Below are 16,494 nucleotides of genomic sequence, written 5' to 3'. Positions count from 1 at the left end.
AGGCAAACAGCGACCGTCCTGTTACGATGTTACGGATCGGATCCGCTCGATCATGGCGCGTAACCCATTGGAACGCTGTGCTGACAGGTGATCGTTCAGCCCAAGCCGTTCAAATTCAGCCCGCGCATCAACTGCTGCGACCTCAGCCACAGGCAACCCGTTGTAAAGCGCATGCAAAATCGCAATCAGTCCGCTGACGATCATCGCATCACTTGCGCCCTGAAACGTAAAAACACCATCCTCGACAGACGGCACGAGCCATACTTGCGACGCACAGCCATCGACTTTCGTTGCAGGCACTTTGAATACGTCATCCAGCGGCGCCATCTCTCGGCCCATCTCGATCACATGCGCATAACGATCTTCCCAATCATCCAAGAATTCGAATGTCTCGGCGATTTCTTCAAATGCTTCGGTGGCCATGGTGCGTTCCTCTTCTCATTCGTGATTTAGGCTCCCACCCCGCAAACGTCCAGAGCCCGCTTTTCTTGCGCGTCTCTTTGGGCTACTCAGGACCAACACGTTCGGCAAAGGGGCCACAATGTTTCGCACACCACTTCTTAGCGTCGCTGTTCTGATCACACTGTCAGGCTGTGCGCGGCTTTCCGAAAGCCGCATGAATCCATTCAATTGGTTCGGCAATAGCCGCGAAGTCACAGAGGCCAGCGCCCCGCAAGACATCCGTCCATTGGTGACCGAAAGCAAACGCACAGTTATTGTTGATGGCCGCGCATTGCTGCAAAGCGTCACAGAGCTTCGCATTGAACGCTCAGCAACGGGCGCAATCGTCCGCGCAACGGGCATCGCACCAACGCAAGGTTACTACAACGCCGAACTGGTCGATGCAGGTGTCAGCAATGGGGTTTTAACTTTGGAATTCCGCGCCCAAGCCCCAACCGGCTTTGAGGCACAGGGCAGCCCCCGTTCGCGCCAGATTAGCGCTGCATATGTGATTGATAGCGCAGATCTTTCCGGCATTCGCACTGTGCGAGTACAGGCGCAGACAAACGCCCGCACATCCGGGCGCTAATCGCGTTTAGATTTCGAAGGTCACAACCTTTTCGCCCTTAACAGCGAGACCAATCTCGCCGTCGCAAAGACGCAGAGCATCTGTGCCGAAGACTTCTTTGCGCCAACCACGCAAGGCCGCGACATCGCGCATGCCACCGGCAAGCGCATCCAAATCCGCACTGGTGGCAATAAGCTTTTGCGCCACGCCCTCATTGTCGGCCTTAGCCTTGACCAAGACCCGCAGCATGTCGGCCAACGCCGGATTAACCTGCAATTTTTCGCGACGCACGTCCGGCTTTGGCTGATCTTCTGGCTTCACGGCCAGTCCAGCTTTAACACCTGTCAAAATCCCTTCAGCGATCTCCCCTCGCCGCGCTTCGCGTAGCAACAGACGAGACCGCCCGAGGTCTTTCTCGCTGGCTGGTTTGGTCGAGGCAAGTTCAACCAAAGCATCGTCTTTGAACACACGATTGCGCGGGATGTTACGTGACTGAGCGTAACCTTCGCGAAACCGCGCCAATTCTCGTACGATAGCAAGGAATTTCCCGGAGTTTGTACGGGTTTTTACACGCTTCCACGCGTTGTCAGGGTCCGCCTGATAGGTCGCGGGATCATTCAGAACGGCCATCTCTTCGGCGACCCATTTCTTGCGGCCAGATTTATCGAGCTGGTCGGACAAGAACTCATAAATCACTCGAAGATGGGTCACGTCTGCCAAGGCATATGTTTTCTGGGCATCGGACAACGGACGGCGGGACCAATCCGTAAAACGCGATGACTTGTCGACACTGTCTTTGGCGATCTTGCGTACCAAGGTCTCATAGCCAGCCTGTTCACCAAACCCACAAACCATTGCTGCAACTTGAGTATCAAAGAGCGGCGAAGGAATAATCCCTTGATCCACATAAAAAATCTCTAGATCTTGGCGTGCCGCATGGAACACTTTCACAACGCCCGCGTCTTCAAACAACTCATACAACGGCGCAAGGTCCAGACCATCAGCTAAAGGATCAACAAGGACCGCATCGTCCTTACCGTCTCCCATATAGGCCAGTTGGATCAGGCAAAGCTTCGAATAATACGTACGTTCGCGTAAGAATTCTGTGTCGACTGTAACATACGGATAATTCGCGGCTTCTTTGCAGAATGTCTCGAGATCGGCAGTGGTTGTGATTGTCTTCATATTTTCTTTTTCTGTATTTTGGCGCAGCTAGGCCGCGCATATCCTACAACCGTAAGGGAACATGACCCCAAGTTAAAGGCCGATACCCCGCCAAAATCCGCGACAGTGCGGCGACAATCCGTCTTGCACGAATTGATTTGCCCGTCGGATGTTACGACTCTTGAATTGTTGCTCTCTCGCGGGATGAACATCAAAAAGTTGGGCATGCGTCCTCGGCGGCGGTTAACGTTGAAACGCTTGGTCCTCCTCCGGATATGTCGAGGGTCGTCATGGCTCAGGTTAACTGCTGCGAAAGTGTTAGCCCGAAATCTTCAGCAGGGACCGATCGCCTGCCGCATAGCGGCGCAGTACCTCAACATAAAGCTTATGTTCCATCGGCAAAAGCCGTGCCGCCAATGTTTCCGGCGTGTCATCTGGCAGAACATTGATCTGAGCTTGGCCCAGCACCGGACCATCATCCAAGGCCGCCGTCACTTCGTGAACCGAGCAACCGTGCACCTTGTCACCCGCCTCAAGTGCACGCGCGTGGGTGTGAAGTCCTTTGTACTTCGGCAACAAAGATGGATGGATGTTCAACATCCGTCCCTCGTATTGCGCGGTGAACCCTTCGGTCAAAATACGCATGAAGCCAGCAAGACAAATGATATCGGGCTGCGCCTCTTCAAGTTTTTCCTGAAGAACAGCCTCGAAGGCACTGCGATCTTTACCATATTCCCGATGATCGACTGCCGCTGTGGCAATCCCCATGTCACGCGCTTTGGTCAAGCCACCCGCACTAGGATCGTTAGAAAGCACCAGAACAGGCCGCGCCTTATGGTCACCCACCATGCTTTGCGCCAGCGCCACCATGTTGGATCCGCCACCCGAAATTAGAATGGCGACCCGTTTCACAGAAGCGACCCTGTATAACGCACGCCTTCGCCTTCAGAAATCTTACCAATCTCAAATACGTCATGGCCCGCCATCGCAAACATTACACGGGCCACATCGACCTTGTCGGGTGTGACGACGGCTACCATGCCCAGTCCGCAGTTAAACGTCTTAAGCATTTCGCTCTGTTCAAGACCCGCCTGCTCAGCCAGCCACTTGAACACGGGCAAAAGCTCCCAAGCGTCCAAATCTATGTCAGCGCCCAAATCATCAGGCAGCACGCGCGGCAGGTTTTCTGTCAAACCACCGCCCGTGATGTGGGCCAAAGCATGGACAGTGTTTGGCTCGCGCAAGGCAGAAACACAGCCTTTGACATACAAGGTCGTCGGCGCAAGCAGCGCTTCGCCCAACGTCCCATCGCTGAACGGTGACGCATCACCCCAGCCAAGGCCGGACTGTTCTACAATTTTGCGCACAAGGCTGTAGCCGTTGGAATGCACACCGTTTGACGCAAGGCCAAGCAACACATCGCCCTTAACAACACCGGCAGGCAAATCCGTCCCACGTTCCATCGCGCCAACGCTAAAGCCCGCAAGGTCGAAATCGCCCTCGGGGTACATGCCCGGCATCTCGGCAGTTTCACCGCCAATCAATGCACAGCCAGACAGCTCACAGCCTTTGGCGATGCCATTGATAATCCGTGTCGCCTGATCGAGCTCCAGCTTACCAGTCGCGAAATAGTCTAGGAAAAACAGTGGTTCTGCACCTTGGCACACTAGATCATTCACGCACATTGCGACCAGATCAATGCCGACCCCATCGACATTGCCTGTATCAATGGCGATGCGCAATTTGGTGCCAACACCGTCTGTTGCACCAACCAAGATCGGGTCGCTGAATCCTGCACCCTTTAGGTCAAACATCGCACCGAATCCACCAAGCCCGGCCATAACGCCAGATCGCTTTGTGCGTTTCGCCGCAGGTTTGATCCGTTCTACCAAGGTATTTCCGGCGTCAATATCAACACCAGCATCCGCGTAAGTCAGGCCATTTTTCTTAGTCATCGTGCATCCCCGTCATTCTCGCCCGCGTCCTAGCCCGTTTACGCCCAATCTTCCAGTGACAACTTGCGTGTCAGAACTTGACGGTGCCGTTCGCTCTGATACCACGTGCCTTGGGGGGCCTGTAGCTCAACTGGTTAGAGCAGAGCGCTCATAACGCTTTGGTTGCGGGTTCAAGTCCTGCCGGGCCTACCACACTCAGAAAGCGGCGCCTTTTTGAATGAGAGTGCAAAACTTTTTTTGCACAGCAAACGTATCACCCTCCCCTCACACGAACGGGCCGCAATTTAGCGCGCCAAAACGATCTCAGCTTTTAATCCACCTAAATCGTCGCTTTCACCCAATCGCAACGCGCCGCCATGGGCCCGTGCAATATCTTCAACGATAGCAAGGCCGAGACCTACACCAGATCCACGATCTTGATTGCGTGCGGGGTCTAGCCGGGTGAACGGGCGCACAGCATCTTCGCGCTGTTCTGGTGGAATCCCGGGCCCGTCGTCTTCGACACATATGACCAACGCCCGTGGCGTGAGAGATACGCTCAGGCGGGCTTCTGCCCCGTAGCGCAGCGCATTCCCGATCAGGTTTTCCACGGCGCGGCGTAGCGCCATTGGGCGCACATCCACTGTGGCTTCACCGCTCATTTCGCCCGCATAGACGGCCTGCCCCATGCGTTTGGCATCCGAGAGAATCAATTCAGCTAGAGCGATCGGGTCCGTCGGTTCTGTCCCGTCTTCCGCATCACCGCGTGCAAAATCCAGAAACCCGTTCAATAGGTGTTCCATATCATCCACATCGCGCACCAAAGGTTCGACCTCGTCCCCGTCCAACAACCCAAGGCCCAACCGCAAGCGGGTCAAAGGGGTGCGCAAATCATGACTGACACCAGACAACATCATCGTCCGGGTTTGGGTCTGGCGTTCGATCCGGTTTCGCATATCCAAGAACGCATGCCCCGCAGCGCGGACCTCGTTTGCGCCTGACGGGTTGTACGGCACAATGCGTCCGCGACCATAATCCGTCGCCGCCGCCGCAAGTCGTGTAATCGGACGCAATTGATTACGTAGGTATATAAAAGCAATAAGCGTCATGAACGCCCCAAGTGCCACCATCCAAACCAACAGCTGATGCGGGTTTGTCGCCGACACACGAACCCGTTCAAATTCAACCATCATATCGCCATGCGATGTGTCCAACCAAAGCTGAACAATGCGACCATCAGGCAATACTACAGGTCCTAGACCCGTTAGGTTTTCCTGCAATGTTCGTTCAACGACACGCCCTGTTAGATCATACCAATCACGCATCCCTTGGTCCGGCCAATCCGTAGCGGGCAACACCATCGTAAGTTCAAGCGGGTCTGCGATGGACGCCCCTGCCGTCTGCGCATCCTCCAAGGTGCCAGCCGCATTCACCGTTTCAAGAAGGTATCGCAAATCAAGTACGATGGACTCTGTCATCTGCGTCGTAACGCGTTCAAAATGACGTTGAATGAAGCCAACAGAAATGCCCAATTGCAGCGTAATCACCGGAAGAATCAAAATCAGCGCGGCCCGCCCATACAAGCTGCGCGGCAAATATCGTTTGAGCCACTTAAAAGACATGCGATACGCTACTTCCGATTGCTAATTGCCCTATTGCTACTGGGAAACGACCGCCAAGGGAACGCGCGATGACAGATAACCGCCCCACAGCAGGCAAAGCAGTATCACTTGAACCCGGATTGGCCTGCGTTCTGGCCCCCAACCCGTCGCCCATGACCTATTGGGGCACGAATACGTATCTGCTGGGCACAAACAGCATCATCGTTATTGACCCCGGCCCAATGGATCAAACCCACCTTAGCGCCCTTCGGGCTGCGATTGCAGATCGTCCTGTCAGCCATATCCTAGTAACACACAGCCACCTTGATCATTCTCCACTCGCAAAGCCACTAGCAGAGGTCACGGGTGCACCGATTCTGGCCTATGGTGACAGCAGCGCGGGGCGTTCTGACGTTATGCAGTCGCTGGCAACCACGGGCCAGATGGCAAGCGGCGAAGGTGTTGATCACGATTTCCAACCAAATCAAACCTTGTCGGATGGCGATAAGATCGATGGCGATGGCTGGTCTCTCACGGCGCGCCACACTCCGGGCCACTTTGGCAACCACCTTTGTTTTGTCAGCGGCGATGTGGGGTTTACGGGTGATCACGTGATGGGATGGGCGTCGTCGCTGGTGTCTCCGCCCGATGGGGACCTGACAGATTTTATGACGTCCTGCACCGCGTTGGCGCAAACCGGCATCAAACGCGCCTATTGCGGCCACGGCGCGCCGATTCCCGATGCCCAATCCCGCCTTGCGGACCTCATCGCACATAGAAAAACCCGCGAAGCCGAAATAATCGCGGCGCTACAACCCGCCCCCGCCGATCCAGAAACACTGACCCGCCAAATCTATTCCGATGTCGCCCCAGCCCTTTTTCCTATGGCGCAGCGCAACGTCCTGGCCCACCTTATCGACCTCACAACACGCAACATTGCGGCCCCGCTGGACGCCGGAAACCCCCAACTTTCTGCCACCACAAAGTTCGAGCTAAAATAGACAACAAAAAACGTCGAAACCCTCTAGACGCCCCGAATTGCTGTGGCTATACGGTGCGAGGTTTTCCGGCGTAGCTCAGCGGTAGAGCAGTTGACTGTTAATCAATTGGTCGTAGGTTCGATCCCTACCGCCGGAGCCAATTCACACCGTAAGATACTGATAATATGGACATTCGGATATCTGATCCGATGTTCTTCAGCGTCCTATAGTGATTTGGCCACTCAACAGATTGCACAGTAGCGTGCCTCACTAATTTCATTTGGACTGTAGCGTTCTTCTCGAAGAGACGCCCTTGTGACGGCCGTTTCCCCTCTATTCACCCAGCCAACAATGTCTGTTTTGTTGCGGGCTATCTTCACAAGAGACAGCCAAGCCCCACAGCTCATCAGGCGGGCGACTAGTCCCAATCTCAAGCTCGTGGGCTACACCCACGCTCCTCCGGAACGCAGAAAATCGTTTGGCCATGGCCCTCGTATTTTTCGTCGCAGAACGTCGCTGGCTTGACGCCTTTTTATTTAGGTGCCTTCGCGATCGGCCCAGCCTGCAAAGGTTTTCTCAAGGAAGATCACAGCGTAATACAGCATGATGCCAAGCACAGCCAAGGCGATCAGAACCGCAAACATCAATGGGTAATCCCCGTTTGTCTCACCTGACTTGAACAACGCGCCCAAACCGCGCCCGTGCGGGCTTACGATCTCAACAAGGTTGGTGCCGATAAAGGCCAACGTTGCAGACACCTTAAGTGCGCCGAAGAATTCGGGCAGCGTTTTGGGAAGAGCAATCTTGCGAAAGATCGTAAACCGAGAGGCTCCAAGCGCACGCAAAATGTCGCGGTATTCAGGTTCAAGCGTGGAAAGGCCAATACCCACCGACACAGCAATCGGAAAGAATGAAATCATGAACGCCATAAGAATGGTGTTGAAATCGTGCTGACCAATAAAGATGAGCGAGATGACAGGCACCAGTGTCGCCTTTGGGATGGCGTTGAAGCCCACAAGCAATGGATAAAGGGCATCGCGTGCAAGCTTGGAAAAACCAATAATCATACCAATCAGCGTGCCAACGACGACGGCCAAAAGCAGCCCTACAACAGTCCGCCAGAGCGTTTGCCACCCCATGACTAAGAACAGTTCTTTGTATTTCCAGAACGCAGGTGGAAGGTCGGACGGCGATGCCATTTTGTAGTTGGGCCAATCGTTGGCCCAGACAAGCAGTTCCCACAACCCGAGGAACGTAAGGATCGCCAAAACAGGTGTCGCGACTTTGTAAAGCATCAGGCGCTCCCCTCTTCGGTGCGCCCTTGGGCAATCTTGATCTGGTCACGCAAGGTATGCAGCATGTCAGCGGCTTTTGGCGTGAACAAAACGTCCAGCGTGCGATCCGCCGGAAGGTCGACGTCCATCACAAATTGCGTGCGTGCAGGACGGCCAGACAAAACTATGACTTGGTCGCCAAGGAAAACACTCTCGCGCAGATCATGGGTGATCAGGACAACGGTGAACGGTTCAGCCGCACGCAGGTCGCGCATGGTCTGCCACAAATCTTCGCGGGTAAATGCGTCAAGCGCCCCAAACGGTTCATCAAGGATCAGCACATCGGGCTTATGCACGATCGAACGGCATAAGGACGCCCGTTGGCGCATGCCACCTGACAGTTCAGAGGGACGTTTATTTTCAAAGCCCGACAGCCCGACCATCTCAAGCAGGTCCATCGCGCGGGCGGTACGGTCTTTGGTCGGCATCTTGGGCGCGACGATTTCGAGCGGCAGGATCACGTTGTCCAGAATGGTACGCCATTCCAGCAGCACCGGATTTTGAAAGGCCATTCCCACAGTTTTGCGGGGGCCCGTGACGCGTTCGCCGTGCAACCAAACTTCGCCCTCGTCGGGTTTCATTAGGCCTGCGACCAATTTGGTAAGTGTAGACTTGCCGCAACCAGAGGGGCCGACGACAGCTGCGAAAGTGCCAGCGGGAACCGCAACATCCAGACCGTCAAGCACAGGCAAAGGCCCGCTTGCCGTCTGATACGCGTGCCGCGCACCTTTAATTTCAATGAGATTTTCGATGGGATTGCCTTCGGGGTGTGGGGGCCGCCACTACGGCGACCCCGCAAGTTTTTATTGCAGCATCAAGCTGCCATCAGTTGGCAGATAGCTCGGATCGAAATAGAGAGCGGCGTCAGGCGCGTTTTCGAACTCATATACCGATTTGGTCTGCTCGATCGCGTTGGCCATGCGGTCCGCGTCGATACCACCCATGCCGTTTTCAATGACGTAATCTGTTAGAACATTGGCATCGATTGCCATCTGCAAACGCTCGGTTTCGAGTGCAGCGTCGGCCGCAGGATTGCGTTCCATCAGCGCCGCAATCGCCGCATCTGGGGTGGCAATCGCATCTGTCCAACCCATGGCAACTGCGCCAAGGAACGCTGTGACAGCTTCTGGATTAGCCTCTGCAAACTCTGTGTTGACGATGATCGCGTTTCCATAAAGGTCCACACCGTAATCCGCCATCAACATCACGGAGATGTCGTCGTCCTCAATGCCCAAACGCTTTAGGTTCAATGTTGAGGAGAACGAAAAGCCCGTGATCGCAGCGACATTACCTTCGGCAAGCATCGGCTCACGCGTTGGAAAACCAACAGGCTCAACGGTGATCGCGTCAACATCAATTCCGGTTTCAGCCGCAAAGATTGGGAACTGTGCCCATGCGCCATCCGGGGGTGGAGCGCCAAGGATTTTGCCTTCGAGGTCAGATGGCTCGGTCACGCCCAATGATGGACGCCCAACAACTGCAAAAGGCGGCTTGTCATAGACCATCATCACAGCAGTCACTGGCGCGCCTGGGTTCTGATCAAGGAAACGCATCAAGGAGTTGATGTCCGCAAAACCCATCGGGAACGCGCCTGTCGCAACTTTTGGAATGGCGTCCAGCGAACCGGCCCCTTCGCTGATGGTCACTGTCAGGTCAGCATCGGCGAAGTAACCAGCATCCAAGGCATGGAAGTAAGGTGCAGACGGCCCCTCGAATTTCCAGTCCAGCGCAAATGGGATCTCAGTTTCGGCCAGTGCAGGGGTGGTTAGAACTGCGGCAAAAGCAGCAAGCAGTGTTTTTTCGAATTTCATTAGATGTCCTCAGGTTTGAGCGTAAGAGCTTCGCACCAAAGAAGGCCAAATACGTTGGCGGGTTCCCAGACCATGCGCCCTACGCACTGCGCAAAAATCCAGCACTGCGCCAATAATTAATCAAAATACTCAGATGTGCTTATTTCTTGTGCTGCCCGTCAACTCAGCCGATGACACCCAGCCCTAGATGACGATGTATGCACTTTGACGCAGGATGCGATCCACCACGCTCATCGCCGCAAGTGCGGATGTTCGCGGCGTATCCGGAAGGCTGGCACCATTGATGGTGAATTCAAAGGCCCCAAACGCGCCCTTAGCACTGATTTCGTGCCTGTTACCGTCAGCGCTTGGATCAGCGATCAAACGCACGCGGGTCTGCTCAAACCCCACCCCAGCCAAAGCCACAGCAGCCGCAACGTTTGCGTTTTTAGGATAACGCAGCGCGGCATCGCGTGCATTGCCTTCGAAATGGATCAAGGGTTCACCCAACGCATCAAGGTGTCCAGCGGTTTCAGCGGGCGTTCCTCGCCAGCTCGCGGGTGGTTTAATGCCGGTGTACTGAACGGCCTCAAGCCCGCCGATCTTGGCGGCCGATAAGGCGTCCAAAGCACCGATTGCACCAGTGGCCAATTGCAGTGTTGTGCCACCTTCCTGTGCGGCCTGTTCCAGTTCGACGTAGGTATCATCATCGGCCAAAGCGCCAAGCGACGCGCTGATCACGGGAACACCTTTCCGCAAGAACGCGGCACCATGTGCTTGCAATCCAAGATGACCCGCGCAATCGACAGCCAGGTCAGGCAGTTTGTCTATTTCGTCAGCGTGGCGAACAAACGCAATCCCATCTCCAACCGCGTCCCGTGCGGCGCTTTCACGACCCTGTCGGATAACGCAGTGGCTAACCTGCCAAGGGCTTTGTTCAAGGTGCATGGCAACGTAATGTGCCATCGCACCGTAGCCTATCAAAGCAACTGATCGCATGAGTGGTCCTGTCTTGAAGAAGGCAATTAAGCCAAGGTCATCGTGATGGACGGACATTAATGTGAAAGCGTCGAAATGGGAACCAAACCCAAAGCATTGGTGCTTAGGACAGTCCCTGCGGAATCGCGATCAGGTGATTGTCCCATGACAGGTCATGGACGGCCAATTCAGTCGTATCTTGGTGGGCCTCAAACACGCGCCCCCCCCCGTTGGTCAGCATCATGCCCCCTTTGGATGCAGCGATACCGCAGACGTCATCGTTTTCCATCGCAAGGACCAGATCACCATTGGTGGTATCAAAGACAGCCGCAACGCCTGCGCGTGGTGATGTCACCGCAAGCCGCGTTCCATCGCCCGAAAAATCGATACTTCCCACGTAACCCGCAAGGTCCAGCCCTGCCCCCAATTCACGCATCGCTTCACCGCGCATATGGGTCGCAACAAGCGGTGGCGATGTGCGTACTTCGCCCTGCCATTGCATGGCAACGCCAACCATCCCATCGGCTCGTATGCTCAGGTGTCGCACGCTGGCATGGTGGTGGAATGGCGTGACGTGTTCATAGCAATGCCCGTCCAAATCCAAATAGCACAAGTTCGGTTGCATCGTTGGGATGTTCAGCTTTTCGCGACCAGACGCCGGATGGGTATCAATGCCACCATTGGCAACAACCAATGATCCATCAGGCATCAAACGCAGGTCGTGCGGGCCCACACCATGTGACGCGATCTCGCCTATCCTGACGTAGCCACGGCGCGCATCCCAAATGCCAATACGCCCTTGCCCTACTTCATAATCGTTTTCCGTCGTGAACAAGAGGTCACCAGACGGATCAAACGTGCCATGACCATAGAAATGGCGCCCTTCGGGGCTATCCAACCTAGCAAGAACCTCGCCGGTTTGACAATCAAGCACCACGGCAAAAACCCCAGGTCTTCGGGCAAATGCCACGGCTTCTGGGCGGTGTGGATGGGCCGCAGCGGCATGGCCACGAGTCGGCAACGGAATGGAGAACCGGATCGCGCCAATGTCATCCAAGCCGGCTAGAACGAAATCACCCTCAGGTGTACGGGCTGCAGACAGGAAAGACGGATTACCCGCATCCGCCCACGTTGGAACGGGCGTTAGACCCGTCGCAATCAACCCAGCAAGAAAACCGCGCCGCGTTGCCATCAGTCGCCATCATCCGCATTGAAACCCTCAATGACGCCGATCTTCGGGCCGAGGTCTTCGCTCAGGTAAGTTCGGATCTCCGAGATCCGGTTTTGTAGGACTTCGACCTTAAAGCGGCCCAACGGGTCCGCGACGATGCTAAAATCAGCGCCGCCTTCGAGCTCAGCAACACTGTCCCACGCCGTAAGTGCCGCATAGAACTTTAGAGCGATGGCATCGTCTGGATCGCCCCCAGACAGCAGGTGCGCCATTTCTTCAAGGCTTTCAAGAACCACCGCGACATTGTCCAACGACCTGCCTGAACGCCGCATTTCGGCCAAACGCGGCCGAGGACGCTCGAACGTGCCCATGGGAACGCCAAGCCGTTTTGTAACCGCAAAATCCAGCCCCCCCGTGATCGCACCATAGAGCTGCTGCAACGCTTCGGTATCATTGCGGTAGGTGTCATTGCCGGTGGTGCGCAGCAGATCGGCGTAGTGATCAACCCAGTCGGCTTCGATTGCATAGGCGGTTGCATGGGCGTCCTGTGCCAAACCCGCGATTAAGTCACATCGCCCATCGACGTCGCTGAACGCATCATCAAACAGCAGATACTCCAGCGCATAAAACCCGCGCCCCGCCACGGACGCATCCGCAATTGCGGGAGCGTCATCTGACAATAGGGTCATCAACGCGGTCGGGGTCGATCCGCGCGGATCAGGCCAGAACGCAAGGGAAAACGCGCGGTTGTCGACCTCAGACGGGCCAAACCGCAGATGAGACACGGCGATCCATGCCTCTGTCGCAGCTTCCCACTCAGCAACGACATCGCAGCCGTCAGCGTTTGCGAGTGCCGCAGTCGCATCGGTCAGGGCGTGATACCTTGGCAGAATATGTTGATCCAGAACGGCCTCGACGCGCGGATCAGCTGCAACGGCGAGAGGCGTCAACAAAGTTGTTGCAAGCAAGACAGGGTATGCGATTTTCATCTACAGGCTTTCCAAAAATGTAATCAAAGCAGCGCGATCTTCGGGTGGCATCTCAATCACGCGATCCCGCGCGGCTTGGGCTTCACCACCATGCCACAACACCGCTTCTAACAATGAGCGCGCGCGACCGTCATGCAGAAATTGCGTATGCCCCGAAACCTGTTCGGTCAACCCAATCCCCCAGAGTGGCGGCGTGCGCCATTCCTGCCCATTGGCGACGGCTTCGGGGCGGTTATCGGCCAAACCTTTGCCCATGTCGTGCAGCAACATGTCCGTATACGGCCAGATCAACTGAAAGCTTTGGGCCGGGCGATCTGTCAGGCGCTGGGTCACATAAGACGGTCGGTGGCAGTCGATACACCCTGTCGAATAAAACACTTCTTTGCCACGCAAAACCAGCGGATCATCCACGTCGCGCCGCGCAGGCACGCCAAGGTTGCGGCTATAGAACGTCACAAGATCCAGGCCCTCTTGATCAACCTCAAAGCCACGCACATCGGCGTCGCCATGTGGTGCATTCTGGCAGGCTGTTTGGGCCGGTGTGCAATCGCCAGCGGCAGAGGGATGCAAGGGCGTGGAAATCCCGATGTCCCCAGCAAATGCACCTGCCGATTGTGACAAGACGGTCGGTTCCCCGGCTTTCAGCCCGAAACGGCCCAGCATTGGTCGGTCATATTCAAGTGACCAAACAACATTTGGTCGCCCCGAAATACCATTCCCATCCACGTCATCCGGATCAGCCCACGACAAGATATCAGCGGCGCCAATCGCCTCAAGAAGACCAAGGCCAATCATTTGTGGCGCGATGCGCGGGGACAGCATTGCGTCTGGGTGCAGCGGGCCGTATCCAAGATCGGCAGCCTCATAGGTCGGCGACCTGAGGCTTGCTTTTTCTCCGCCCTCCAAAAAGACTTCGATCTCTTCATAGGAAATCGCAAGCCTGTTTTCCACCGCGATTCCTGCCAAGGAAAAGTCTTGCAGCTGGCCGCCGTAATTCGGGTCAGGCGCAGTCCCGTGATACCCTTCGATGCCTGCAATGGCAGCCGCATCATCGGGGATCGAAATCCGCAAGAACATTGAAATCGCGTTGTCGTCGTCGCCCTCGGGCACGTGCCCTCGCCCGTCTTTGATGTGGCACCGTTGGCAAGACCGCGCATTGAACAATGGCCCTAAACCATCGGAAGCAAGCGTTGAGGACGGCGATGAAACCCAGATTTTGCGGAACAGCCCGTTGCCCACCCGAAATGACAATTCACCATCAAACGACAAGTTTTCCGACGGCTGGCTGAACGCATTGGAATCGGGCACCACACGTACGGTTGCAGCACCGGCTGACAAATCCTCAAATCGTTGCGGAACGCTGAAATCTTCAGGCAGCGCCAAGACATTCTCGATGCGCGTTAGTTCTGCCGGTGTGCGTGCTACAACATTGAGGTGAAAATCTTGCGAGATCGACGCGTATCGGTCAGCTTCGGCCAAAGCAAATGGTGCTGCCAGAACCGCCATAAAAGCAAGATAAAGAGAACGAGGTTTCATTTTAAGCGAGCATCCAAGTTAAAATAGGACATGCGCGACACCTAGATGCCGCGCATGTCCGTTCTGTAATCTAATCAGACAATTACTGGAATACGGCGTCCGGATCATCAAGACTATCTGAGCCTTCAATGCCAATCACATCAAGACCAATTGCAGCCACGACACGTTCGATTGTACGAGTTTGGTCGATGAAGGCATTCACGCCGCCCATGATCAAATCCTCACCGGACGCATTGCCCGCCTCGAGCATCATGTCATAGGAAAAGCCTGCTTCCGCGGCGTGTTTGATGTCGCCCAGTTCGCGCATAGTCGCTGACAGTTTCGTTTGCATTTCGCCGTCCAATGCGACGTCCTGTTCCGCAACGAGATCGGCCAAGGATGCACCAGACACGACGGCCCCGTCGATGCGCGTGTAGCTGCCCAGATAAACGTTCTGAACGCCCAGACCATCATAGTAGTGATCATTGTGCGTGTTGTCGGCAAAACAGGAATGCTCTTCTTCTGGGTCGTTCAGCATGACGCCAAGACGCATACGTTCCCCAGCAACTTCACCGTAAGACAGCGATCCCATTCCGGTCAGGATGATGGATATACCCGTGTTATCGTCGGCCAAAACGGCTGCACGCGCATCACCACCTTCGCTCCACTGACCAGCCATCCAATCAAGATCGCTCACCAGAAGCTCAGTAGCAGCCTTGAGGTAATCCGCACGGCGATCACAGTTGCCGTTGGTGCAATCTTCGCCCGCCGCGTAATCTGTCCAAGGACGGTTGCCCGCACCAGCGCTGTGACCATTCAAGTCTTGCCCCCACAAAAGGAATTCAATCGCGTGGTAGCCAGTGGCAACGTTTGCTTCAACGCCGTCGGCCTCATGCAATTGACCTTCGAGGAAATCAGATGTGATTTCGGTGGCGTCGATGTCTTCGCCAGACAATTTGAACGTCGGGTTCGCGATGACGTTAAGCACGGCATATTCATTGCCATCTGTTGGGCCACCGTAAGACGCATCAACGTAATCAATCAGCCCCTCATCCAGTGGCCATGCGTTCACTTTGCCTTCCCAGTCGTCCACGATCGCGTTGCCGAACCGGAAGACCTCGGTCTGTTGGTACGGCACGCGCGCCGCAAGCCATGCGGCCTTGGCTGCAGTCAGGTTCGCCTCGGATGGGGCCGCGATGAGAGCATCAACAGCCGCTTGCAAGGTCTGCGCAGTTGTTAGGCTGTCCTTATAACCTGCCTCTGCGATGTTGGAATAGGTCGTCAGCACGTCCGACGCGTGGGCTTGGGCGAAGACAGCTGGCGCAGTTACGCAGAGTGTCGTTGTCAGTAGAAAGTTTTTCATGTCAGTCCCTTAGTGGATCGTTTTTTGAGTTTCATTTGTTGTTTGTAGGTCTTGAATTGCCGCCACAGACAGCGGCGAAAGCGCGATCCGACGCAGCGCAAGGCCCAGCGTCTGCGCCATTGCTGCCAACGGCATGCATAAGTTCGGATTAACCATCAACGACGCGAGCAAAGCCGCATCTTCGCTTTGGCACTCCGAAGCATATCCTATGAAGTTTGCCAGACAGCTTTCATCTGCACCGATACATTTGCAGTCCAAATGGTGTCGCATAAACGGGCGACGACCATGACGGGCGCAAAGGTCGAACATTTGCGCGAGGGCCTCAACGGCTTCAAACCCGCCGCGTTCGCCCAAGGCAGTGTTAAAGTCAGACTGCACTCGACGCTGCCCGTCCGCACCGCTTGCCCAGAGCCGCCAATAAATGATGGCACTGGCCTCAATCGTGTTGAGTTCGCCAAGATAGCCAACAGGTGCGCCGCCGCGTGGAACAGGTTCATGCTTCATGCGGCAATACCTGACAAATTTAGTCAGAACCGTCAATCCCGATAAAAATACTCAACTACTAAATCTTGACAACCCATTATAAAGGCAAAGGTTTTTCTTTCACCCTGCCCCACGCCCCTACCCAAAGACAGGAAAACGCCCGACCAATTGGCCGGGCGTTTT

Annotated in this window: 16 protein-coding genes and 2 tRNA genes; 4 read left to right on the top strand and 14 right to left on the bottom strand. The window is 55.4% G+C overall.

From position 1 onward, the window contains the following. Positions 1 to 21 precede the first annotated feature (21 nt). Complete coding sequence (locus L0666_RS01615) at positions 22 to 423, bottom strand: SufE family protein (protein WP_235257446.1); 402 nt, start codon at positions 421 to 423, stop codon at positions 22 to 24. Between the two features lie 118 nt (positions 424 to 541). Here L0666_RS01615 and L0666_RS01610 point away from each other — a divergent pair, with 118 nt between their 5' ends. Beyond that, entirely contained in the window at positions 542 to 1,030 is a 489-nt protein-coding gene (locus tag L0666_RS01610; protein ID WP_235257444.1) for a hypothetical protein, read from the top strand. Positions 1,031 to 1,036: 6 nt separating this feature from the next. On the opposite strand, the gene rnd is transcribed toward L0666_RS01610, so the two are convergent. From rnd to purM, 3 genes are all read right to left on the bottom strand, one after another. After that, a complete protein-coding gene (gene rnd, locus L0666_RS01605) occupies positions 1,037 to 2,194 on the bottom strand; it encodes a ribonuclease D (RefSeq protein WP_235257442.1) in 1,158 nt (385 codons plus the stop codon). A 297-nt stretch (positions 2,195 to 2,491) separates the two neighbouring features. Next, positions 2,492 to 3,085 (bottom strand): phosphoribosylglycinamide formyltransferase, encoded by a 594-nt coding sequence (purN, locus tag L0666_RS01600; RefSeq protein ID WP_336246260.1) that lies wholly within the window; start codon positions 3,083 to 3,085, stop codon positions 2,492 to 2,494. After that, complete coding sequence (purM, locus tag L0666_RS01595; RefSeq protein WP_235257440.1) at positions 3,082 to 4,128, bottom strand: phosphoribosylformylglycinamidine cyclo-ligase; 1,047 nt, start codon at positions 4,126 to 4,128, stop codon at positions 3,082 to 3,084. The genes purN and purM overlap by 4 nt, the downstream gene beginning before the upstream one ends. A 115-nt stretch (positions 4,129 to 4,243) precedes the next feature. On the opposite strand from purM, the gene L0666_RS01590 reads away from it, so the two are divergent. Beyond that, positions 4,244 to 4,320 (top strand) — tRNA-Ile (locus L0666_RS01590). Positions 4,321 to 4,412: 92 nt separating this feature from the next. On the opposite strand, the gene L0666_RS01585 is transcribed toward L0666_RS01590, so the two are convergent. Next, positions 4,413 to 5,729: an ATP-binding protein gene (locus L0666_RS01585; protein WP_235257438.1), complete on the bottom strand. Its 1,317-nt coding sequence runs from the start codon at positions 5,727 to 5,729 to the stop codon at positions 4,413 to 4,415. A gap of 68 nt (positions 5,730 to 5,797) precedes the next feature. On the opposite strand from L0666_RS01585, the gene L0666_RS01580 reads away from it, so the two are divergent. Then, a complete protein-coding gene (locus tag L0666_RS01580; RefSeq protein ID WP_235257436.1) occupies positions 5,798 to 6,709 on the top strand; it encodes an MBL fold metallo-hydrolase in 912 nt (303 codons plus the stop codon). A gap of 64 nt (positions 6,710 to 6,773) precedes the next feature. After that, positions 6,774 to 6,848 (top strand) — tRNA-Asn (locus tag L0666_RS01575). Between the two features lie 376 nt (positions 6,849 to 7,224). On the opposite strand, the gene L0666_RS01570 is transcribed toward L0666_RS01575, so the two are convergent. The 9 genes from L0666_RS01570 to L0666_RS01530 all read right to left on the bottom strand — a co-directional run bounded on the left by L0666_RS01570 (position 7,225) and on the right by L0666_RS01530 (position 16,332). Beyond that, positions 7,225 to 7,983 (bottom strand): ABC transporter permease, encoded by a 759-nt coding sequence (locus tag L0666_RS01570; protein WP_235257434.1) that lies wholly within the window; start codon positions 7,981 to 7,983, stop codon positions 7,225 to 7,227. Beyond that, positions 7,983 to 8,774, bottom strand: coding sequence for an ABC transporter ATP-binding protein (locus tag L0666_RS01565; protein ID WP_235259536.1), 792 nt, complete (start codon positions 8,772 to 8,774; stop codon positions 7,983 to 7,985). Before L0666_RS01565 ends, L0666_RS01570 begins: the two co-directional genes overlap by 1 nt. Before the next feature lie 51 nt (positions 8,775 to 8,825). Further along, entirely contained in the window at positions 8,826 to 9,833 is a 1,008-nt protein-coding gene (locus L0666_RS01560; RefSeq protein WP_235257432.1) for an ABC transporter substrate-binding protein, read from the bottom strand. A gap of 183 nt (positions 9,834 to 10,016) precedes the next feature. Beyond that, entirely contained in the window at positions 10,017 to 10,811 is a 795-nt protein-coding gene (locus L0666_RS01555; RefSeq protein ID WP_235257430.1) for an aspartate dehydrogenase, read from the bottom strand. Between the two features lie 103 nt (positions 10,812 to 10,914). After that, positions 10,915 to 11,982 (bottom strand): DUF1513 domain-containing protein, encoded by a 1,068-nt coding sequence (locus tag L0666_RS01550; protein WP_235257428.1) that lies wholly within the window; start codon positions 11,980 to 11,982, stop codon positions 10,915 to 10,917. Further along, entirely contained in the window at positions 11,982 to 12,950 is a 969-nt protein-coding gene (locus L0666_RS01545; protein WP_235257425.1) for an imelysin family protein, read from the bottom strand. Before L0666_RS01545 ends, L0666_RS01550 begins: the two co-directional genes overlap by 1 nt. Continuing rightward, complete coding sequence (locus L0666_RS01540) at positions 12,951 to 14,486, bottom strand: di-heme oxidoreductase family protein (protein ID WP_235257423.1); 1,536 nt, start codon at positions 14,484 to 14,486, stop codon at positions 12,951 to 12,953. Positions 14,487 to 14,568: 82 nt separating this feature from the next. Continuing rightward, on the bottom strand, positions 14,569 to 15,828 hold the full coding sequence (locus L0666_RS01535; protein ID WP_235257421.1) for an imelysin family protein: 1,260 nt from the start codon (positions 15,826 to 15,828) through the stop codon (positions 14,569 to 14,571). A 9-nt stretch (positions 15,829 to 15,837) separates the two neighbouring features. Beyond that, entirely contained in the window at positions 15,838 to 16,332 is a 495-nt protein-coding gene (locus L0666_RS01530; RefSeq protein ID WP_235257419.1) for a hypothetical protein, read from the bottom strand. Positions 16,333 to 16,494 lie beyond the last annotated feature (162 nt).

This window comes from Octadecabacter algicola, assembly GCF_021532625.1.
In the GTDB taxonomy this organism is placed as follows: domain Bacteria; phylum Pseudomonadota; class Alphaproteobacteria; order Rhodobacterales; family Rhodobacteraceae; genus Octadecabacter; species Octadecabacter algicola.
The sequence above is the reverse complement of the archived record's forward strand: the minus strand, read 5'-3'. Positions and strand labels throughout refer to the sequence as shown.